17 protein-coding genes are annotated in these 20,397 nt (G+C 41.5%); 12 read left to right on the plus strand and 5 right to left on the minus strand.

Annotated features, from left to right (window positions below; all coding sequences use genetic code 11):
- Position 1: 1 nt before the first annotated feature.
- Positions 2-1,339 carry a replication-associated recombination protein A gene (locus tag ZYMOP_RS05480; RefSeq protein WP_013934355.1) on the minus strand — a complete coding sequence of 446 codons (1,338 nt, stop codon included), beginning with the start codon at positions 1,337-1,339 and terminating at the stop codon, positions 2-4.
- 286 nt (positions 1,340-1,625) lie between these two features.
- On the opposite strand from ZYMOP_RS05480, the gene ZYMOP_RS05485 reads away from it, so the two are divergent.
- The 8 genes from ZYMOP_RS05485 (at position 1,626) to ZYMOP_RS05525 (ending at position 9,518) form a co-directional block, all read left to right on the plus strand.
- Complete coding sequence (locus ZYMOP_RS05485; protein ID WP_013934356.1) at positions 1,626-2,186, plus strand: PH domain-containing protein; 561 nt, start codon at positions 1,626-1,628, stop codon at positions 2,184-2,186.
- A 77-nt stretch (positions 2,187-2,263) separates the two neighbouring features.
- Positions 2,264-4,087, plus strand: a complete 1,824-nt coding sequence (gene glmS, locus ZYMOP_RS05490; protein WP_013934357.1) for a glutamine--fructose-6-phosphate transaminase (isomerizing) — start codon at positions 2,264-2,266, stop codon at positions 4,085-4,087.
- A 51-nt stretch (positions 4,088-4,138) separates the two neighbouring features.
- The gene (locus tag ZYMOP_RS05495) at positions 4,139-4,810 is read left to right on the plus strand and encodes a hypothetical protein (RefSeq protein WP_013934358.1); all 672 of its coding nucleotides are present in this window, start codon (positions 4,139-4,141) and stop codon (positions 4,808-4,810) included.
- A 143-nt stretch (positions 4,811-4,953) separates the two neighbouring features.
- Complete coding sequence (locus tag ZYMOP_RS05500) at positions 4,954-5,622, plus strand: PI-PLC domain-containing protein (RefSeq protein WP_013934359.1); 669 nt, start codon at positions 4,954-4,956, stop codon at positions 5,620-5,622.
- The gene (locus ZYMOP_RS05505) at positions 5,619-6,242 is read left to right on the plus strand and encodes an HAD family hydrolase (RefSeq protein ID WP_013934360.1); all 624 of its coding nucleotides are present in this window, start codon (positions 5,619-5,621) and stop codon (positions 6,240-6,242) included. The genes ZYMOP_RS05500 and ZYMOP_RS05505 overlap by 4 nt, the downstream gene beginning before the upstream one ends.
- Positions 6,239-7,765, plus strand: a complete 1,527-nt coding sequence (locus ZYMOP_RS05510; RefSeq protein ID WP_013934361.1) for a glycosyltransferase family 2 protein — start codon at positions 6,239-6,241, stop codon at positions 7,763-7,765. The genes ZYMOP_RS05505 and ZYMOP_RS05510 overlap by 4 nt, the downstream gene beginning before the upstream one ends.
- 5 nt (positions 7,766-7,770) lie before the next feature.
- Positions 7,771-8,472 (plus strand): glycosyltransferase family protein, encoded by a 702-nt coding sequence (locus ZYMOP_RS05515; protein ID WP_013934362.1) that lies wholly within the window; start codon positions 7,771-7,773, stop codon positions 8,470-8,472.
- Between the two features lie 260 nt (positions 8,473-8,732).
- Positions 8,733-9,518: a sulfite exporter TauE/SafE family protein gene (locus ZYMOP_RS05525; RefSeq protein ID WP_013934363.1), complete on the plus strand. Its 786-nt coding sequence runs from the start codon at positions 8,733-8,735 to the stop codon at positions 9,516-9,518.
- A 22-nt stretch (positions 9,519-9,540) separates the two neighbouring features.
- Here the strand turns inward: ZYMOP_RS05525 and cuyB are convergent, their stop codons facing one another.
- The 3 genes from cuyB to ZYMOP_RS05540 are packed head-to-tail and all read right to left on the minus strand — an operon-like array spanning position 9,541 to position 13,654.
- On the minus strand, positions 9,541-10,269 hold the full coding sequence (gene cuyB / locus ZYMOP_RS05530; protein ID WP_013934364.1) for a cysteate racemase: 729 nt from the start codon (positions 10,267-10,269) through the stop codon (positions 9,541-9,543).
- A complete protein-coding gene (gene cuyA / locus ZYMOP_RS05535; protein WP_013934365.1) occupies positions 10,262-11,272 on the minus strand; it encodes a D-cysteate sulfo-lyase in 1,011 nt (336 codons plus the stop codon). Before cuyA ends, cuyB begins: the two co-directional genes overlap by 8 nt.
- Positions 11,273-11,314: 42 nt before the next feature.
- Positions 11,315-13,654, minus strand: coding sequence for a TonB-dependent receptor (locus ZYMOP_RS05540; protein WP_013934366.1), 2,340 nt, complete (start codon positions 13,652-13,654; stop codon positions 11,315-11,317).
- Positions 13,655-13,989: 335 nt separating this feature from the next.
- Here ZYMOP_RS05540 and ZYMOP_RS05545 point away from each other — a divergent pair, with 335 nt between their 5' ends.
- The 4 genes from ZYMOP_RS05545 to ZYMOP_RS05560 all read left to right on the plus strand — a co-directional run bounded on the left by ZYMOP_RS05545 (position 13,990) and on the right by ZYMOP_RS05560 (position 19,402).
- Positions 13,990-15,117, plus strand: coding sequence for an iron-containing alcohol dehydrogenase family protein (locus ZYMOP_RS05545; RefSeq protein ID WP_013934367.1), 1,128 nt, complete (start codon positions 13,990-13,992; stop codon positions 15,115-15,117).
- Between the two features lie 34 nt (positions 15,118-15,151).
- Positions 15,152-16,156 carry a malate/lactate/ureidoglycolate dehydrogenase gene (locus ZYMOP_RS05550; protein WP_013934368.1) on the plus strand — a complete coding sequence of 335 codons (1,005 nt, stop codon included), beginning with the start codon at positions 15,152-15,154 and terminating at the stop codon, positions 16,154-16,156.
- A gap of 228 nt (positions 16,157-16,384) precedes the next feature.
- Positions 16,385-17,644 (plus strand): MFS transporter, encoded by a 1,260-nt coding sequence (locus ZYMOP_RS05555; RefSeq protein ID WP_013934369.1) that lies wholly within the window; start codon positions 16,385-16,387, stop codon positions 17,642-17,644.
- 165 nt (positions 17,645-17,809) lie between these two features.
- The gene (locus tag ZYMOP_RS05560; RefSeq protein WP_013934370.1) at positions 17,810-19,402 is read left to right on the plus strand and encodes an oleate hydratase; all 1,593 of its coding nucleotides are present in this window, start codon (positions 17,810-17,812) and stop codon (positions 19,400-19,402) included.
- Positions 19,403-19,511: 109 nt separating this feature from the next.
- On the opposite strand, the gene ZYMOP_RS05565 is transcribed toward ZYMOP_RS05560, so the two are convergent.
- Positions 19,512-20,222 (minus strand): M48 family metallopeptidase, encoded by a 711-nt coding sequence (locus ZYMOP_RS05565; RefSeq protein ID WP_013934371.1) that lies wholly within the window; start codon positions 20,220-20,222, stop codon positions 19,512-19,514.
- Between the last annotated feature and the right edge of the window lie 175 nt (positions 20,223-20,397).

Consider the following 20,397-nt stretch of genomic DNA (forward strand, 5'->3'; position numbering starts at 1 on the left):
TTCAGCCTTTATTTTTTCTCTTCTGACGTAAATCGCTCCAGTAAGCGAGACGCTCGGCAAGATGCTTTTCATATCCACGTGAAACAGGTTGATAAAAAACTTCGGGGGGTAAGCCTTCAGGCCAGTAATTGTCGCCGGAAAAGGCATCGGGTTGATCATGATCATAATGATAACCTTCCCCATAACCGGATTTTTTCATCAAATCGGTGGGAGCATTTAAAATATTGGGGGGCGGCATCACTGAACCGCTTTCCTTGGCCAATTTCATCGACTGTTTATAAGCTTTGTAAATCGCATTCGATTTTGGTGCCGTGGCCAAATAAACACAGGCTTGGGCAATAGCCAATTCACCTTCCGGCGAACCTAAAAATTCGTAAGCCTGCTTAGCCGCTAAACATTGTTCAACTGCTCGTGGATCAGCCAGACCAATATCTTCATTGGCGATACGAACCAATCGCCGCAACAAATACAACGGATCTTCTCCGGCTACTAACATTCTAGAAAGATAATAAAGCGCGGCTTGCGGATCCGATCCCCGCACAGATTTATGAAGCGCCGAGATAAGATTGTAATGGCCATCCCGATCTTTATCATAACTAGCCATACGCTTTTGAAGAAAAAACGCTAACCTATCAGGCGTAAAAGCTTTATCTGTTTTAATAGAAAACAATATTTCAGCCTGATTAAGTAAAAATCGGCCATCACCATCAGCAGAAAAAATAAGCGCCTTACGGGCAGCCCTATCTAATGGCAAAGGGCATTTTTTAACGCTTTCGGCCCGTTTCAACAGCTGTTCTAGCGCCCCTTCATCCAGCCGATTCAAAATCAAAACTTGCGCCCGCGATAATAACGCCGCGTTCAGGGCAAAAGACGGATTTTCAGTCGTCGCTCCGACCAGAATAATCGTACCGTCTTCGACATAGGGCAAAAAGCTATCTTGCTGGCTACGATTGAAACGGTGGATTTCATCAATAAATAACAGGGTTTGTTGTCCCTGTGCACGACAGTTCTGCGCCTTTACAAAAATCTTTTTTAAATCGGCCACCCCTGAAAAAATAGCAGAGGCCATTTCAAAGCGTAATGAGACGGCTTTGGCTAACAAACGTGCAAGGCTTGTCTTCCCCGTGCCCGGAGGCCCCCATAATATTAAAGACGACAGATAACCAGCGGCCACCATACGACCGATGGCCCCTTCATCACTGGTTAAATGGGTCTGTCCGATAACCTCGGATAAAGTGACAGGCCGTAATAAATCAGCCAAAGGCCGCTTAGCCTCAGGCTGATTTTTATCAGTTTTGGATATAAAATCCAAATTTGGAAGGCTAAAAAAATCATTCATTATCAATTAAATATAAGTATTATTGCTGAAAGAAGCTATCTTTAGATAGAAGATTTTATATATTTTCTTCTCTACTGTCACATTTTTTATAAAAAACATTAATTATTATGGATTATATACAAAAAATAATAAAAAATACTTTTTAAAATTATAATTTCAAAGAATTTTAAACATAAAAAACGCCTATTTAAGTCAATATATATTTCTTATCTTTAAGGTCTATGCGAAAATTACTTTCTCTCAAAAAAACACAAAAAAGCATCCGTTTAATTCAAAGGAAAAATCTATGATTGATTATAAAACAGCCAGCCGATCCGAATTAAAAAAAGAATATAAACGTCTTTCGGAAAAGGTAAATGACACTCCTTTTTTTACAAAAAGAGAATTTTATTATTTACCAAAAATATTGGCTGATGATGAAGTACCGATGGCTATCGCCTCAGGTTTAATGAAGGAACATACTTGGCTAATTGCCTTAACTAATCAACGCCTTATTTTTCTGGATAAAGGCCTGTTTTTCGGGATGGATCAGGTTGCCCTTAATTTATCAGATATTGTCTCTATCCACGGATCGACCGGCCTTTTACTAGGCAACATTACTGTCTCCACAGCGGGTCAGAATTATGAAATCACCAATATTTCAAAAGCGGCAGTCACCCCTTTTACTAATCTGATCAATACAGTAAAAGAACAGCATAGCTATTCAGGCAAAAATTTGGATTACAATTCTCAGTCTATATCCTCTGATAAGATCGTCCAATTAGAAAAATTGGCGGCGCTTAAAGAAAAAGGCATATTAACCGAGGAAGAATTCAAAATACAAAAAGCACAAATTTTAGGCATGTAAAATCTGAAAACATCGTTACATAAGACACGGTCTGTCACAGCATAAGCCTTTACTTTATCAAAATCAGGGAAATTGATATGTGCGGTATTATCGGCATCATTGGACGCGAGGATCTTTCAGAACGCCTGTTTCAAGGGCTAAGACGACTGGAATATCGCGGCTATGACTCTGCTGGTATATGCACTATTCATAATGGAAAACTGGATCGCCGTCGTGCAGAAGGAAAATTGGATAATCTTGAAAGGGTTTTAAAAGAAGATCCTTTACCCGGTAACATTGGCATTGCCCATACTCGTTGGGCTACCCATGGCGCCCCTACGGTTGCCAATGCTCACCCCCATATAGCGGGGGATGTTGCCGTTGTGCATAATGGTATTATCGAAAATTTTAAAGCCTTACGGGATGAATTGCTGGCACGCGGACATCATTTTGAAAGTGAAACAGATACCGAAGTTGTAGCCCATCTTCTTGATGAACAAATGCAAGAAGGGAAAGACCCCCGACATGCAGTTTCCATTGTTCTAAAAAGGCTAAGAGGCGCGTTTGCCCTCGCTATCCTGTTTAAAAATTATCCTGATATTCTAATAGGGGCACGTCTCGGTTCGCCCTTGGTTGTAGGTTATGGTGAAGGCGAAAATTATCTGGGTTCTGATGCCCTAGCCCTTGCGCCCTTGACCCAAAAAATCAGTTATCTTGAAGAAGGTGACTGGGTTGTCATGACGCGTCAGTCCATTGAGGTTCACGATATAGAAGACCGGATCGTTAACCGGCCGGCTGTTCTGTCGGGGGCCAGTGGTTTAATGGTGGAAAAAGGTAATTACCGCCATTTTATGCAAAAAGAGATTTTCGAACAACCGGTGGTGGTAGCGCAAACACTGCAAAGTTATCTCCATCCGGTAGAAGGTCAGGTGGCATTACCCACTCCCGATTTCGATCTTTCTTCTATTAAAAGGGTTACTATTGTCGCTTGTGGCACCAGCTATTATGCGGGAATGGTCGCCCGTTACTGGATTGAACGCTTCGCACGGGTGCCGGTTGAAATTGAATCCGCCTCTGAATACCGTTATCGGGACCCCGTCATGGAAAATGGCGGTTTATCCCTGTTTATCAGTCAGTCGGGCGAAACCGCTGATACCTTAGCCGCGCTTCGTCATGCCAAGGCGGGCGGCCAAAAAATAGCCGTTGTCGTCAATGTCCCTACCAGTAGTATGGCACGGGAAGCCGATTTATTACTGCCCACCCATGCTGGTCCTGAAATCGGGGTAGCCTCTACCAAGGCCTTTACCTGCCAATTGGCTGTATTAGCGGCCTTAGCGACTAATTTGGCACGCGATAAAGGAAAGTTAAGTCAGAAGGAAGAACGCGAGATTGTGTATCACCTCGCGCAAGCGCCTGCTGCACTTAATGCAGCCTTGGCTTATGATGAAAAAATTGAAAAGGTGGCGACGGCTATCGCGCCGGCACGTGACGTACTCTATATCGGGCGGGGGCCGGATTTCCCGCTTGCCTTAGAAGGGGCCTTAAAGCTGAAAGAAATCAGTTATATTCATGCTGAAGGCTATGCCGCGGGTGAGATGAAGCATGGCCCTATTGCCCTTATTGATGACAAAGTGCCGATTATTGTTATGGCACCTTCGGGGCCATTATTTGAAAAAACAGTTTCAAATATGCAAGAAATGCAAGCGCGCGGTGGGAAAGTCGTACTGATATCCGATGAAGAAGGTATCAACGAAGCAGGCGAAAACTGTCTTGCGACGATCACTATGCCCAAAGTGCATCCGCTTATTGCGCCTATTGTTTATGCTATTCCCGTACAGCTTTTGGCTTATCATGTCGCCCTTATCAAGGGTACCGATGTTGATCAGCCCCGTAATCTGGCGAAAAGCGTTACAGTGGAATAGTATTTTGATATGGAAACAACAGTTTAAAATAACAAATGATAAGGTATTAGAATGAATAAGATTGCTATATTAATGAGAGGCCCGATTAGACCGAATATCGAATCAGTACTATCAAAAGCCATTTTAATTAAGGAGGAAATATCGAAAAAAACAGATTCTGTTGATATATTTATTTCTACATGGAAAGAAGATGGTATCGATTATTCATCTTTAATATCATCTCCAATTATTAACAATATATTTATACTTTCAAAACCTTCCCAAGAAGAAGTAATAAAAAAAATAGGCTTTCCTAATTTAAAACAAGGTTATCCCACGTACAATGCTTATCTACAATATTACATGTGTAGATTTGCATTAAAAACTATTAAAAATTATAAAAATTATGATTTTATTGTTCATTCTCGGACAGACTTATCTATCTCCTTTGGAGAACATATAGAAAAATGGTTTTCTCCTAATATTTACAAGACTATTCATATCTCTGATAGGCATTTGGGAGGGGCGGGTTTTACCAATGACCAATTTGCTATTGCGACAACCGATAACATGATAAAAGCTTGGGATTATGAAACTATCGATCATTTGAGAGTATTAATGGAATATGCAAACATTCCTGAAAATATTCTTGAAGGTATAATGGCAAAAAATAATGTGATAGCAGAACAGACTCCTTTTAATTCATGGGAACTTGATCCTAATCGGCATAGTGTTGCTGCTTAATCAATTGCAGAAATAAACTTAATTACTAATTTTAAAAATTAAAAATCTATACATTAAATTATAATTAGATACTTCGATTTTTTATTTGTAATTAAGAAAAAATAAACCGATTATCTCAGTATAGAGATTAATAGGAAAGAAACATGATTTACCTTGCCCATAGAGGATTATGGACGGTTGCAGAAGAACGGAATACACCAGAAGCCTTTAGACGTGCCTTTAAAGCAGGTTATGGTGTTGAGCTTGATCTACGAGATCAAAATGGTTGTATTGTTATTTCTCATGATCCGCCAACTGGTGAGTGCCAGCCTTTTATTGATGTCGTAAAAGACTATGTAGCAGCTGGAATGCCTGGTAAAATAGCTATCAATATCAAAGCGGATGGTCTGCAAAACATGTTAGCTGACGTGTTTAAAGATGTACCCGGACTTTCTCAGCACTGCTTTGTGTTCGATATGTCTCTTCCTGACTTTATTGGATATTTGAAATATCCTTTTGTAGCATTTAGTCGATATAGCGAATTTGAAACACGTATTGCCTTTGATAATGAGACGACAGGGATATGGTACGATTCTTTTATGCAACCATGGATTGATCCTGCTTTTCTTATCTCAGAATTAAAACGTGGAAAATTAGTGGCTATCGTATCGCCCGAACTCCATCAACGACAAGAATATGAAATTTTTTGGGAATTATTAGCCAACCAAATTCTAAAAGAGCATTTACCACCTGCATTCGTAGCAGAACGACTTATGCTGTGTACTGATTTTCCAGATAAGGCTAATAATTTTTTCAAGCAGGCAGGTTTATGATTAAAGCTATTCTTTTTGATATGGATGGCGTACTTATTGATGCTAGAGATTGGCATTATGATGCCTTAAATCGTATTCTTGCTCTCTTCGGTATGCCCATTGATCGTGATGCCCATTTAGCCACTTTTGATGGATTACCAACGCGTAGAAAGTTAGAGATACTGACAGCTTCAAGAGCTTTACCTTCAACTCTGCATAATTTTTTTAACGAAATGAAGCAAGTTTATACAGGTGAGCTTATTTATGCAAAATGTCATCCCGTTTTTCACCATCAATATGCGCTTAGTCGCCTTCAAAGAGAAGGCTATAAATTAGCTGTTTGCTCGAATTCAATAAGAGCTTCCGTTAATATGATGATGAAATTAGCACGCTTAGATTCATATCTAGATATGCAACTTTCGAATGAAGATATTACACACGCAAAACCGGCGCCTGATATTTACAACGAAGCTATTAAACGTTTTGGCTTAAAACCAGAAGAATGTCTTATTGTTGAAGATAGTGAACATGGTATCCAAGCGGCTCGTGCCAGTGGTGCGCATGTCCTCATTGTAGCTACGCCTGACGAAGTTAATTATGAGCGTCTGACGACAGCAATCGCAGAGGTAAATAAAAAGTGAAAATTTTAATTCCCATTGCAGGAGAAACACCTTTCTTCCCAGAAGAAGATTTTCCTTTCCCTAAACCCTTAATCGAAGTTGGTGGAAAGCCCCTTATTCAATGGGCTATCGAAAGTTTATCTGAACTCGCAGAAAATATAGAGTTTATTTTTGTAGTGCTCCGTCAGGAGGCAGTTAAATTTTCTTATGAAAGCATTTTTAGTCTACTAACGAACGGACAAAGTAAAACTGTTATGTTACCCGATCGAACAGCCGGGGCATTATGTAGCTGTTTAATGGCTATTGAATATATTAATTTAGATGAACCCTTAATCATAGCAAATTATGATCAAATTATTGATGAAGAGCTGAAAAATCTACTCAGTAGTTTTTATAGGAAAAAAGCAGATGCGGGTGTTTTAACTTTTAACTCTACTCACCCACGCTGGTCCTATGTACGAACCGAAAATGAAAATGTAGTAGAAGCTTCAGAAAAAAATGTAATTTCTCGTAAGGCCATTGCAGGAATTTACTGGTTCGCACGAGGCGAAGATTTTATTGAGGCGGCAAAAAACACTATTCGTTCTGGAGATATGGCTAAAGGGAAATATTATATTGCCCCCTGCCTAAATCAGCTTATTTTAAAAAATAAAAAAGTTGTAGCGGAAGCTATGCAAGATGTCTCTCATTTGCACAGCTTTTATCTACCTTCAGGATTAGAAGCTTTTGAGCGATATCTAAACTTACAGTCTATTACATCAAAGAATGATACCGATACTTCTAACTATATTAATATAGTCATACCAGCAGCAGGTAAAGGCAGCCGTTTTCAAGAGGCGGGTTACAAGGCACCGAAACCTTTTATTGATGTACTGGGCTCTTCCATGATCGAGTATGTACTTGATAATATAGAGATTAAAAACGGACATTTTACTATTCTGCTACAACAAGACCATGTAGGGAATTATCCTGAAGCCGAAGCAAAATTATATCAGAAAAAAGCGAGAATTGTTCCTGTTGATGGAATAACAGAAGGAACTGCGTGTACTGTTTTATTAGCACGCTCTCATTTTGATGATCACCATCCTCTATTGATCGCTAATTCAGATCAATTCGTTGAATTTAATTGCCAAGACTTTGTTGATGATATGCAAGCTAGAAACCTTGATGGTTCAATTCTTGTATTTCGAAATAAAAAACGTGACCCCAAGTGGTCATTTGCACGTTTAAATGAAGAAGGTTTAGTTGTTGAGGTTGCTGAAAAAAAGCCAATATCAGACTTAGCAACTGTCGGTATTTATCTTTTTGCAAAAGGCTCCGAATTTACGCGTTCGGCAATTGACATGATTGCAAATAATATACGCGTCAACAATGAATTTTATACCTGTCCTGTTTATAATTATATGATCAAAAATGGGGCAAGAATTGGCGTGTATGAAATTCCTGAAGATGCAATGTTTGGATTAGGGACACCTCAAGATTTAGAATTTTTTCTTGAAAGGAAAGCCGGCGCCGGAACGCGTTCGACTTCAGCACCGGATTAATATTTATGGAAATGTGGACTATCGTACCTCTGGCGGGGCCAGACTTTGACCTTTCTTTGGAAGAAACGAAGGCAGAATTACTATTGGAAGGAATGCCTTTACTACGCCGTAGCTTAGAAAGTAGACCGTGGTGGCGGCGGGAAGTTCAGTCAGATCATCTAGTATTTATTCTACAAAATACGGCGTCAAGCTGTCGTTTTGCAAAAAACTCTTTAGAAAAATGGTATCCGAAAGCAAAAAAAGTTATTTTAAATAGTTTTACTTTAGGTGCTGCTTTCTCTGCCCTTGCAGGGATAGCGGTTGTCGATCCAGAGGCAATTCTTTGTATTGATCTAGCAGATATTCTTTATGAAGGTAATATAGACCCAGTATTATATTTTAAGTCTAATCCAAATTTAGGCGGGTTAGCGCTTACTTTTCTTTCAGATAATCCATCTTATAGCTATTTAAAAACAGACATAAATGGGAATATTATTGAAACAGCAGAAAAAAAAGTTATATCAAAGCATGCATCTGCTGGAATATATTTCTTTCGCAATACATCCCTTTATCTTCGTGCATTATCTCATTCCATAGAAAATAGTAAAAAACTAACTTTTAACAATCTTTTTTATATTTGCCCTTTACTAAACGGCATTATCGATGCGGGATGGTCTGTAGAAAAAAATGAAGTCTTTCAAATTCGAGATATAAAACAAAAAATATGATGGCATCATATTTTATATAATAAAAGTTCTTTTTTTTGAAAAATTATTATATCTTTTTACAAAAATTATATAATAGATTTTTTTCTCGGCCTAAAAGTAAAAGTATATTTATCTCCTCCAGAAACGGAATTAATTCTGTTTTCACATTAATGGCCGCCTTGTTGCGGATAGCTTCATTGCGGTAGCTTTGTCGGATATAAGAAGGTTCTTCTCCCGTCATTGGGTACTGCAATAAAGCGCTACTAAACTGGAGTACCTTCATGTCTGTCTTGCATGCCATTCAACCCCTTTATTCCTTGTCGGGACTTGTTATCGGCTTTCTTGTGGGCATGACAGGTGTGGGTGGTGGTTCCCTTATGACGCCGCTTTTAATTCTGGTCTTTGGTATTCATCCGCAAACGGCTGTCGGCACTGATTTGCTCTATGCCTCTATTACAAAATCGGTAGGCACGGGTGTCCATGGATTTAAGAAATCGGTGGATTGGCCTGTAGTTATGCGGTTATGCGCGGGGAGTGTTCCTGCTGCCGCGCTCAGCCTGTGGTTTCTCCATTCTCTAGGAATGCCTTCGGCAACAACCTCGCGTATTATTTCAGTGACGCTTGGGATTGCTCTGTTACTTACCGCTCCAAGCGTATTATTTCGGGAAAAAATTAAAGCATGGGCTAGCCGTAATACCCGACCCCTTTCGCCTACGACGACATCGCTTCTCACAGTTATTTTAGGGTTTGTGCTAGGCGTTTTGGTCTCTATTTCTTCTGTTGGTGCGGGCGCCATCGGTGTAACCGTCCTTGTGTTACTTTATCCTTCTATCCCCACTTCACGGATCGTGGGTTCTGATATTGCCCATGCGGTGCCCTTAACGCTTATTGCGGGTTTTGGTCATTGGCTTATGGGGGCTGTCAACGTGCCGATGTTACTTTCTCTGCTTTTAGGCTCCATCCCCGGCATTATTCTTGGCAGTCTCTTTACGGGACATGTCCGGGAAAGTGTCCAGAGATCTACGCTCGCTATCGTTCTTCTGGTTGTCGGTTTACGCCTTATCTAAATCTAAAACCTTCTTATTAACCTTAATAACGAGGGGTGCCATGCCCCTCCTCCAACCATAATTTGACACAGGCTTTCGCGAGCATTTCTGTCGGATCAATAGAGATTTCCAAAAAAGAAGAATGATGAGCCGCTAAAGCGAGTGGCACTTCAGTGCAGGCTAAAAGCAATTTTTCAGCGCCCCGCTTTACCAGCAAAGCCGCTAATTTTTCCAATAAATCGCCGGCTAAAGCCATCTCACCTTGTTTGACAGCATAACATCCTGCGACAAATAATTTATCCATCTCTTCCTCGGTAGGGAAAATAACCTCTATATCCGCCGCCCTTATTTTTTGCTGATACCATCCCGCGGCTAATGTCCCATGGGTAGCGATTAATCCGATCTTTTGGGGATAAGGATAGGTTAGTAAAATCTGCGCCACAGTCTCATCCACAATGTGCAGAATAGGCGCTTGGCTCGCTTCGGCCAAAGAGTCATACCAGTGATGCGCCGTATTGCAGGGGATCACAATATGGCTCACTTCCAGCTGATTGAGCTTTTTTATACCGTTCAGCAATTGCGGTAAGGGAGAATCTCCCTTACCCGCCAATGCCTTTTGCCGGTCTGCAATTTGAGGAACATTCCAACTTACAACAGGCAGATGATCCTGATCCCTGTTAGCCGGTGTCGCTGCTATAATTTTTTGAAGAAGATCAAGGGTAGCCAACGGCCCCATGCCCCCCAACACGCCAAAAAGCAGAGGCTTAACCATGGGTCTGCTCTAAAATTTCACGGTACCCGAATAATCCCGCAGAACCGCCGGTATGAATAAAGACAATAGTATCATTCTTGGAAAAATGACCTCGCTGAACCAAATCAATCAAACCCGCCATAGCTTTACCAGTATAGACAGGATCAAGAAGAATACCTTCCAGGCGTGCCACTAACCGTATCGCTTCCAAGGTGCCTTTGGCAGGTAAACCATAACCTTCACCAACATAGTCACTATTGGCGACGACGACATCTTTGGAAAGATCGCCTTTAATGCCTAACAACTCACGGGTACGTTCAGCCAAGGCATACACATTAGCTTGTTGTTTATCCTTGGGTGCTCTGACGCAAATACCCAAAACCGGAATACCGCTATGGGTTGCTGTCAACCCTGCTAATAATCCCGCCTGCGTCCCAGTGCTACCAGTAGCATGAACGATATGATCTATTCTTAAACGCTGTTGGCTAGATTGGAACAGCAATTCTTCAGCACAGGCAACATAACCTAAAGCGCCGATGGCATCGGAACCCCCACCAGGGATAATATAAGGTTTTTTACCTTGAGACCGTAATTTTTCAGCTAATTTTTCTAATTCCGCCTGCATGTCAGTACCATTAGGAAAATAGCCAACAATGGCGCCCCCTAATAAATTATCTAACAGTACATTTCCTGATCGCTGATAATCTTCACCAAAACGCGTGACTCGCTTTTCTAATAAAGCTTGAGATTCAAGCCCCAATTTAGAAGCCGCTGCAATTGTTTGTCGCACATGATTAGACTGTGTCGCCCCTTGAGTCAGAATAACATCCGCGCCTTTTTCAACCGCATCCGCTAACAAAAATTCAAGCTTACGGGTTTTATTGCCCCCTGTAGCTAAACCTGTGCAATCATCCCGTTTGATATAAAGGGTAGGCCCCCCTAAATATTCCGTTAAGCGGGGTAAAATCTCTAAGGGCGTTGGGAAATAACCTAAGGACAAACGGGGAAAGCGAGCCAAATGCATTATATTTTCCTTTTTTAAATATTTTTTATATTATTTTGATGATTAAAAATCTTTATGGATAGTAAATCCTCCATATCTTCCGTAATCGCGTGGAATAAAATTAACAGTTCCGGCAAAATCACCATAAGTCATGAAGGAGGCATAATGCTTGTTCATGATATTTCTTATGATAAGCGTTAATCTCAACTTGTTTTTCTTGTCTTCTATCGAAGTATTCATGTTCCAGATGCCATAGGATTCCTGAACGGTATCGGGTGTCTCGGTCAGGGAATATTGTGTCCGGCTTTGCCATGTATAATTACTGCCCACCGAGAAAGTTAGGCGATCTGTAATGTCTTTTATGTAATTGGCGCTGAAAACGAACTTCCATCTTGGTGAAAAAGGCAGCGTTTTTCCGTCAATATTGCAAGAAGCTGGGGCATCGGCGGCACAATCGAAATGATCGACCACCGCATGAGTATAGGCGAAATTTCCCCCTAAAGTTAAAGAACGTATCGGGCGGACAGTAATATCGCCCTCGACCCCTTTTGAAGAAACCGTGCCCGCGTTCACTAAAGGCGTTATCCGTCCACCCGCGACTTGTTTCAGCAAAGTTGCCTGATAATTTGAGAAATTTTCAATAAAAGCCGCAAAATTAGCGGTAATACGATGATCCCATAGATCAGTTTTAAGACCTATTTCATAGGTATCATTCGTTTCCGGTTTTAAGGCTGCGGTATCGGTTGCCGCCATATTGAAAAAGACATTAAACGCCGGCCCCGTATAACCATGGGCATACGTAAAATAACTGTGAATATCGCGGGTTATATCATATTGCAGACCTATGCGATCCGTATAGCCATTATTGGCGGTTGAACCAGAAGAAGCAAAGCTGGGACGAATACCAGAAACCGAGACAGAAGAGGTTGATTGCCGGTTAAAGTTATACGAGATGTCATCGCGCATCAGGCGCAGCCCTAAAATTGCTCTGAATTTCTTCGTAAAATTTAAATGCCCTTCACCAAAAATAGCATAGTTATTGGTGGTGGTTGTAAAACGTCCTGCGCCAAAAGCTGAAAGGGGCGGGGATCCTGAAACCGCATCATAAGAACGGGTATAGGTTTCAAAATCATTGCCGTGCATATAAAAAAAGCCGGCGACATAATCAAAAAAATGACCTTTAGGAGAGGCTATTCTTAATTCTTCTGAAGCCTGCCAAAAATTAACTGTTTCATGATCAATCGAGCTTGGAAGACCGGGATAGGCCTGTGTCAATTCATCATAATCAACGGTTGCCAGACTTCGCCAGCGCCTATAGGCGGATATAGAAGTAAGATTATACCCGCCGCCTAAGTCCTGATCTATCGTAATAGAGGCCCCCCCATTGTGATCAATCGAGCGGGTCATGGCATCGTTACTAATGGTAGTGTTATATTTTGAAGGCGTAATGCCTTCTGCCTTTAACGCTGCTTCCAACGCGGCACTATGGGTAGCGATACCTGTAGGATAAGCGACTTGAGAGGTAGAAGTAAAAATACCATTAGGGGCATTATCGTTAGAATACATGTAATCAAGACCAAGGGTTACTGTGGTCGTGTCATTAGGTGTCCATACAAATTTAGTACGGCCTCCGCGGTGCTCATAACCATTTACCATTTTATTTAAGTAAATATTATGAACATTGCCGTCATAATTACCGAATAGAAAAGAAGCATTAGCAATCAGTTTATCGGGAATAAGTGTCCCTGAAACACCGCCGGATATGCGGTATTCATTGCCTGAAAAATAAGAAATATCGCCATAGCCATGAAATTCTTTGGTCGGCTGCGAAGTCGTTATATTGATGACACCCGCTGAAGCATTCTTACCAAAGGCTGTGCCTTGCGGTCCCTTTAAAACTTCCAAATGATCCAAATCATAAAGATCAACCGTGGCTTGGCCTGTGCGCGCCATGACGACGCCATCAATCATAGTTGAAACGGCAGGTTCCGCCCCGGGTGATGCTGAAATCGTCCCAATGCCGCGAATAAAAACCGCGCGATTTTTAGTGGCCGCATCCGTCCGGAAGTTTGCCGAAGGGATAAACTGGAACATGGCCGGAATATCATGGATATTGACTTTTAAGGCTTGATCCCGCGTCAATAAGGTCTCGGCTATAGGCACTTTTTGCAGATATTCAAAACGCCGTTTCGCGGTAATTGTCAGTGCCTTACTGTCCGTATTTTCTGAAGACAGGGTCTTATCTGATTTATCGGAAGGCAGTGTATTTGTGATCGCTTTGTCCGTTTTAGTAAGCGGCTGGCTAGTTTGATTGGCTTTGAAAATCTGATCTTCGGCATAGGCGGGTGCCGCTAAAAGCATTGTCAAAGTGACGCGTGAGATAATCGCTCGTTTTATCCGCATACCGTTCCCCCATGTGACCCAAAAATATTTTTAAATTTGAGCAATTTTTCCGGCAAAAAACATGCTTCATCTCTAAAAATATATAAAAATTATCCCATAAAAATCGATTTTTTATAAAAATATACATATATTTATGCATATATAGATTTTTTTTCTTTAAAGAATCGAATTATGGGATAATTTACCACTAGATTTTGAAAAATAAAGAGGCTTACGAAGGCAATGGTAAAAAATTTAATTAATTTTTGAGAATAAAATTATCAAATTACAATATTTTTATAAATTTAAATTATAAATTTTATAATTTAAAAATAAATTGCTTTGGGAAAAAGACTATGATCACCATTCAGGCCCCGAAAAATTATATAAATGAGGATGGCATAACGGCTAAGGTCGGTGAATATGTCGCCCCTTTGGCAAAACATATTCTGATCATAACCAGTCCTAAAGCATGGCAGGCGACCCAAGATTTTATTCTGCCCAGTCTTCAGCAACAGGGCATCACCTATAGGATAGAATGGCTTGAAGACGTCTGCACAAGACGCCGCATTGATAGTTTTGTAGCGATAGCAAAGCAGCAGCAAGCACAATTAATTTTGGCAGTAGGGGGTGGCCGCGTTTTAGACGTATCAAAGGCCGTTGGTGAACTTCTGGGACAAAAGCCGGTTATTGCGCTGCCTACCATTGCAGCAACTTGCGCGGCATGGTCTCCGATTACCGTTCTTTATGAGGATAATGGCGCTCATATTGGCCCCTTTGCTCTATCCCAATTGCCGGTTTTTGTCCTTGTCGACAGTGAAATTATCGTCAAGTCACCCGTTCGCTATCTAAAATCGGGTATCGTCGATTCCTTTGCGAAATGGTTTGAATTCCATCCTTATTTACGAAATGGCGATGATGGAATCGCTATGGAATTAAAGGCCTATGCGGCCAGAATGGCCGTAGAAATCTTTAAGCGCGAGGGTCAACAAGCCGTTTTAGATAATGAACAGCAAAGAGTAACCGTCCCTTTACGCAAAATAATTGATGCAGTTATTGCCTTAGCCGGTATTGCAAACAGCATGAAGGATGAAGTGCCCCGCATTGGGGCAGCGCACGCTATTCATCACAGCATGACCCGTATTCCAGAACTCCATCACTGGCTTCACGGCGAAAAAGTAGGCTTTGGATTAGCCATTCAAAATATTCTGGAACAACCAGAAGCCGAAGTAACCCAAGATTTACACTGGCTCCTTAATCATTTTGCAGGCCCGCTCCATCTGGATGCATTAGGGATTGAGGATACAACCTATTTAGCCAGACGTATCGCTGACGGGGTCAAGGTGCCGGATAAAATCGCGGCGAGATTACCTTTTTCTCTCGCTAAATTTGACATCGAAAAGGCCTTAATCTCTTCGATTACAACAAATAATCATAAACATAATCCCTTTAAAAAGGATAAAAACTTAGAATATATAAAATAATAATATTCCTAAAATAAAATATTAGGAAATAAAAATGCCTATTTTTAAAGAATTTTATTTAAAAGAATATTTAAAATCTCTATTAATTAAATATAACACCACCGAAAATATTGCCCAAGATGTGGCTGAAAATCTGGTAGAATCAAGCTTTAAAGGCCATGATTCCCATGGTGTTACGATACTACCTAATTACATTGCCGCTATTCAGGAGGGTGGGTTAAATCCCACAGCAGAGGCAAAGAAAATCGTTGATCATGGTGCGCTTATTTCCTTTGATGGTCAGCAAGGATTTGGGCAATTTGTAGCAAAACAAGCGCTTCAGCAGGGTATAAAACGCGCTCAAAATTACGGAGTTGCGATCATTGGCCTTGCCAATGCCCATCATCTGGGACGTATCGGGGCATGGGCAGAAAAAGCGACCCAAGCTAATCTTATTGCAATCCATTTCGTCAATGTAAATCGCTGCGCTGTTGCCCCTTGGCAAGGCCAATCGGCACGGCTTGGCACCAACCCCTTTTGTGTGGGTATCCCATTAGCCTCTAAAGCGCCTATCATTCTTGATTTTGCTACCAGCAAAATTGCCCGAAACAAAGCGCGAATAGCATGGGAACAGGGGCTCCCTTTAAAAGAAGGCTGCGCCGTCGATAGTGAAGGAAAACCAACCGTTGATCCACGTTGGTTGATGCAATCGCCATTAGGGGCGTTGCTTCCTTTCGGTGAGCATAAAGGCTCCGGTCTCTCTATTATATGTTCTATTTTAGGGGCAGCCTTAACCGGCGGGCAAACCGAACGTCATGCGGATAAAGGCGTTAAGACAACAATCAACAATATGTTGTCTATTCTCATTGACCCGCAATTTTTGGCAGGGGCCGATAGCCATCAGCAAGAAATCACCGATTTATTAGATTGGGTGCGGCATTCATCCGAAGATAACACCCTTTTATTACCCGGCGAAGCTGAACAACGCCTCTATCAAGATCGTAAAACCAATGGTCTTTTTATTGAAGATGCCCATTGGGAAGCCATAACAAACCTATGAAATCAGGATAATTTGACAACAGGCAATAAGCCCACAATTCAGCCATAGTTTGCAATAGGAACCGCTATTTTGAAGCCCATATCGACTTCAGAAAAGGGCCTTACAATATTTGGGCGGTATATGCCGCACAGACTTTGGATTTTGCCTTCACCCTTTATAAATCGCGCATTGATCACCGCGCATTTACCGGACGGTATAGCCGTTGCTGTTCATAAGGATTTTTAATCCATGCTCTCTTCTGCATCCCCCATTCCTGCATCCAAAATTAGCCTAGGCTTTAATCATCAAAAGTTGGTTATGATTATGCTCATTTTGATTGGCATTGCGGCTTATGCCGATCGGCAAATCATCGCTTTATTAAAACCTGTTTTAGATCGGGAATTCGGATGGAAACCCGCTGACTATGCGTTAATATCCTCTTATTCACAGGCCGCAACAGCCTTTAGTATGTTAGCCAGTGGCTGGATTGTGGATCGTTTAGGGGTCCGTGTTTCCCTTAGCGCAGGGGTCGCAGGGTGGAGCCTTTCAACGGCCTTTCACGGTCTCGTCAACAGTTTGAAAAGTTTTCTTCTTTTAAGAGTCAGTTTGGGCACCTTTGAAGGTATTTGTACCCCAGCAACTATGAAAGCTATTGCGCTACGGTTTGAAAGGAAACAGCGTGGACGGCTAGTCGGATTAATTCAGGCGGGGCATAATATCGCCGCCATGGTAACCCCCTTAATGGTTGCAGGATTATTTCCTTTTCTGGGATGGCGGGGCACCATCATTACCGTGGGATTATTAGGGTTAATCTGTGCCGCTTTATGGTTTTTGATCCCTCAGCCTACCGACATATCAACTTCGGTCAAAAACAATGTATCCGTCTTAACGCCAGAAAAAAGTAAACGCTATCGTCGCATCATAACCGGCTTTGCCTTGGGCAAATTCCTCACGGATTTCGTGCTTTGGTTCTTAATGTTTTGGTTACCGGATATTTTACATCGTCATTATGGATTAAACACGGTTCAACTGGGTCTTCCCGTTGCCACTATTTACGGTATGGCGGCGATAGGTTGTCTGTTAGGGGGGTATATTCCGCCAATTTTAGCCCAAAAATGGCAGATACCATTAGAAGTAGCCAGACGGCGTTTCTTGGCTGTAACAGCGCTTTTAATCCTGCCAATTCCATGGTTATTGTATTCGAACAGCCTGCTTGTCGCTATCGCCTTATTTGGTATCGCCCTTGCCGCACATCAAGCTTTTGCTACCAATCTATTTGCTTTTGCGGCGGAATGGCTACCTTCTGATCGCGTGGGCAGGGCATCAGGTATTGGGGCTTTTTGTGGCAATATAAGTGGGGCGCTGGGTCTACGTCTTGTCGGTCATTTTGCTAATACGGTAGAAGCCATGTTACCTATTTTTCTCTACTGCTCTTTTGCTTTTATCTTGGGATGGTTAGCCCTTACTTTGATTGCCCCTTATCAATGGTTAGCAAAAAACAAAAAATAGCATAAAAATTATGCTTTAATTTTCACTAAAAAGTAATTTTTTTATGTTGATGAAAGGGATTAATAATCACAAATTTCTATCAGCCATTGCCAAGAAAATATTTAAAATAAAGGCAGCTATAATTATATAATTATTCGTTGTCTCCTTACTTAAGGAGATGCGTCTATGTCTAACCTCGATCATTCTGAGATTAAAGCTCATCTTATTGGCGGTGGCATTGCGTCCCTTGCCGCCGCCGCTATCCTTATTCGCGATGGTGATCTGTTAGGTCATAATATCACCATTTACGAAGAAACCGACCAATTAGGCGGTGCTCTCGATGGCACAGGCAATCCAGAAGATGGCTATATAGCGCGCGGTGGTCGGATGCTTGAAAGCAAATATCTTTGCACATACGACCTTTTTTCCTCGATCCCGACACTCGACAGAAAACAGACTGTTACGCAAGAGATATTTCAATGGAATGAAATCATTCAAACCGGCTCAAAATCCCGACTGGTTCGTAATGGTCAGCGGTTAACGGCGCCCGAATTTGGATTGAGCGAAAAGCATATTCTTACAATAGAGAAACTCGCTATTACACCAGAAGCTCTATTAGGGAACAGCCGTATATCGGATCACTTCGATGGGACTTTCTTTAAAACTAATTTCTGGTTCATGTGGTGCACGACCTTTGCTTTCCAACCTTGGCACAGTGTGGTCGAACTTAAACGTTATCTTGTGCGGTTTACCCATCTGGTCGCGGGCTTTAATAGGCTGCACGGCATTATGCGCACTGTTTATAATCAATATGACTCTATGGTCTTACCGCTCAAAAAATGGCTGGAAGAACGGAATGTTAATTTTTGTTTGGATACGCAAGTAACGGATATTACTTTCATTGAACATGGAAGCAAGCATTTTGCGGAAAGCCTTCTTTGCGAAAATAAAAAAGAAAAGACAAAAATTACCCTCGATGCACAGGATATTGTGATCGCTACCTTAGGATCCATGACTGAGGCCTCTTCAATTGGGGGAATGGATGAAGCCCCTGTATTAAAGGATAAATCGACAGGGGGTGCATGGACGTTATGGGAAACAATAGCCAAAGGGCGGCCAGAATTAGGGCGGCCAGACGTTTTCAGTGATCATGTAGAAGAATCTAAATGGGTATCCTTTACTGCCACCTTAAATAATCCGGCATTATTCGATTATATTCGTGACTTTACCGGCAATATCCCGGGTGAAGGCGGACTTATTACCTTCACAGAATCGAATTGGTTGATGTCTATTGTCTTACCGCATCAACCTCATTTTATGGGTCAGCCAGAAGATGTGCAGGTATTATGGGGCTATGCCTTATTGGTAGATAAGGTCGGCAATTATATCAAAAAAGCCATGTCGCGTTGCAGTGGGCGGGAAATCATGACAGAATTGCTGGGTCATCTTGGTCTCAATGATCAAAAGGAAGCTATTCTTAGGGATACGATATGCCTTCCTTGTATGATGCCTTTTATTACCAGTCAGTTTTTACGCCGCCGCTATGGGGATCGGCCAGCCGTCAATCCTAAAGGCTATCTTAATTTTGCGATTACGGGGCAATTCTGTGAACAGGCAGATGATGTCGTCTTTACGGTTGAATACTCAATTCGTTCAGCCATGACGGCGGTTTACACGCTCCTTAATCTTGACCGTAAACCGCCTGCTGTTTTCAAAGGACAATTAAAACCCCAAAACCTCTATAAAGCATTTCGTGCTTTACATGATATGGACGCATAATTTTAATATAAAAGCATCCTTTTAGTGAGGGGGGATGTTTTAAAATAGGGACAAATGCGGCTACTCTAATTAAATAGAAATCGAGCTATTTTTTGAAATCCTTTGACGGTCAAGAGTAGACCAAAGGTTTATTCAAAAGCAGACGGCGTTCACGCCAATCAGGCAAAAACTTATCCATAAGGCTTTTAAAACGTTGGTTATGATAGCGTTCTAAAAGATGAACCATCTCATGGACAATCACATATTCCAAACATTGCGGCGGCTTTTTAACTAATTCGGCATTTAACCAAATACGCTTGGCTTGAATATTACAACTACCCCATACGGTTTTCATTTTTTTAATCCGCCATATTTCAGGCTGAACCCCTAAAATAGGCTGCCAATATTCTATCAAGGTGGGCAGCGCTTGTTTAAGTTGTAAGCGATACCATGCGTCTAGCTGGCGCAACCTATATTCTTCTGACATCTCCGGTTTACTATGAAGCTGGATCAAGGACGGTGCTTGAAAAAGAATTTTAGGCCGCCCCATACAGGGTACAATATCCAGCGTGCAGCGCTCACCCCAAAGATAATGGATTTCCCCCGGGCACAGTCTTGGCACAGCAATAGGCAGTAACGGTGGTTGCTCCTTCAATCGGGATAAACGTCTTTTAATCCAATCCAGACGTGTCTTTATAACCCTTAAAAGCTCAATTTTTTTCAAACGCTTTGGAATAGAAATACGCACTCTACCTTCAGGGGGTAAAATACGAATATAGATATTTTTAATATTTTTTCTAAGTATCCCTATGGGGATACCATCAATTATTATATCCGTCATCCTCTGCTATTTAGCATCACGGTTAGAAAAAAACGCCTCAATCAAAAAAAATCAAACCTCGATTTACAGTTATTTTTAGGCAAAAAAGCGACCGTCGCGCCGTTCTTTTGATAGGCAACAGTTGGAAACAAAATAAAATTTTACAAGGATAAAGAAAACCTAGCTATTCCTCGTT

The sequence above is a fragment of the Zymomonas mobilis subsp. pomaceae ATCC 29192 genome (genome assembly GCF_000218875.1).
In the GTDB taxonomy this organism is placed as follows: Bacteria; Pseudomonadota; Alphaproteobacteria; order Sphingomonadales; family Sphingomonadaceae; genus Zymomonas; species Zymomonas pomaceae.

Bases quoted from the DNA above. Each gene is read 5' to 3' on its own strand.
- ZYMOP_RS05480 (WP_013934355.1), bottom strand. From the start codon at position 1,339: ATGAATGATTTTTTTAGCCTTCCAAATTTGGATTTTATATCCAAAACT.
- ZYMOP_RS05485 (WP_013934356.1), top strand. From the start codon at position 1,626: ATGATTGATTATAAAACAGCCAGCCGATCCGAATTAAAAAAAGAATAT.
- glmS (WP_013934357.1), top strand. From the start codon at position 2,264: ATGTGCGGTATTATCGGCATCATTGGACGCGAGGATCTTTCAGAACGC.
- ZYMOP_RS05495 (WP_013934358.1), top strand. From the start codon at position 4,139: ATGAATAAGATTGCTATATTAATGAGAGGCCCGATTAGACCGAATATC.
- ZYMOP_RS05500 (WP_013934359.1), top strand. From the start codon at position 4,954: ATGATTTACCTTGCCCATAGAGGATTATGGACGGTTGCAGAAGAACGG.
- ZYMOP_RS05505 (WP_013934360.1), top strand. From the start codon at position 5,619: ATGATTAAAGCTATTCTTTTTGATATGGATGGCGTACTTATTGATGCT.
- ZYMOP_RS05515 (WP_013934362.1), top strand. From the start codon at position 7,771: ATGGAAATGTGGACTATCGTACCTCTGGCGGGGCCAGACTTTGACCTT.
- ZYMOP_RS05525 (WP_013934363.1), top strand. From the start codon at position 8,733: ATGTCTGTCTTGCATGCCATTCAACCCCTTTATTCCTTGTCGGGACTT.
- cuyB (WP_013934364.1), bottom strand. From the start codon at position 10,269: ATGGTTAAGCCTCTGCTTTTTGGCGTGTTGGGGGGCATGGGGCCGTTG.
- cuyA (WP_013934365.1), bottom strand. From the start codon at position 11,272: ATGCATTTGGCTCGCTTTCCCCGTTTGTCCTTAGGTTATTTCCCAACG.
- ZYMOP_RS05540 (WP_013934366.1), bottom strand. From the start codon at position 13,654: ATGCGGATAAAACGAGCGATTATCTCACGCGTCACTTTGACAATGCTT.
- ZYMOP_RS05545 (WP_013934367.1), top strand. From the start codon at position 13,990: ATGATCACCATTCAGGCCCCGAAAAATTATATAAATGAGGATGGCATA.
- ZYMOP_RS05550 (WP_013934368.1), top strand. From the start codon at position 15,152: ATGCCTATTTTTAAAGAATTTTATTTAAAAGAATATTTAAAATCTCTA.
- ZYMOP_RS05555 (WP_013934369.1), top strand. From the start codon at position 16,385: ATGCTCTCTTCTGCATCCCCCATTCCTGCATCCAAAATTAGCCTAGGC.
- ZYMOP_RS05560 (WP_013934370.1), top strand. From the start codon at position 17,810: ATGTCTAACCTCGATCATTCTGAGATTAAAGCTCATCTTATTGGCGGT.
- ZYMOP_RS05565 (WP_013934371.1), bottom strand. From the start codon at position 20,222: ATGACGGATATAATAATTGATGGTATCCCCATAGGGATACTTAGAAAA.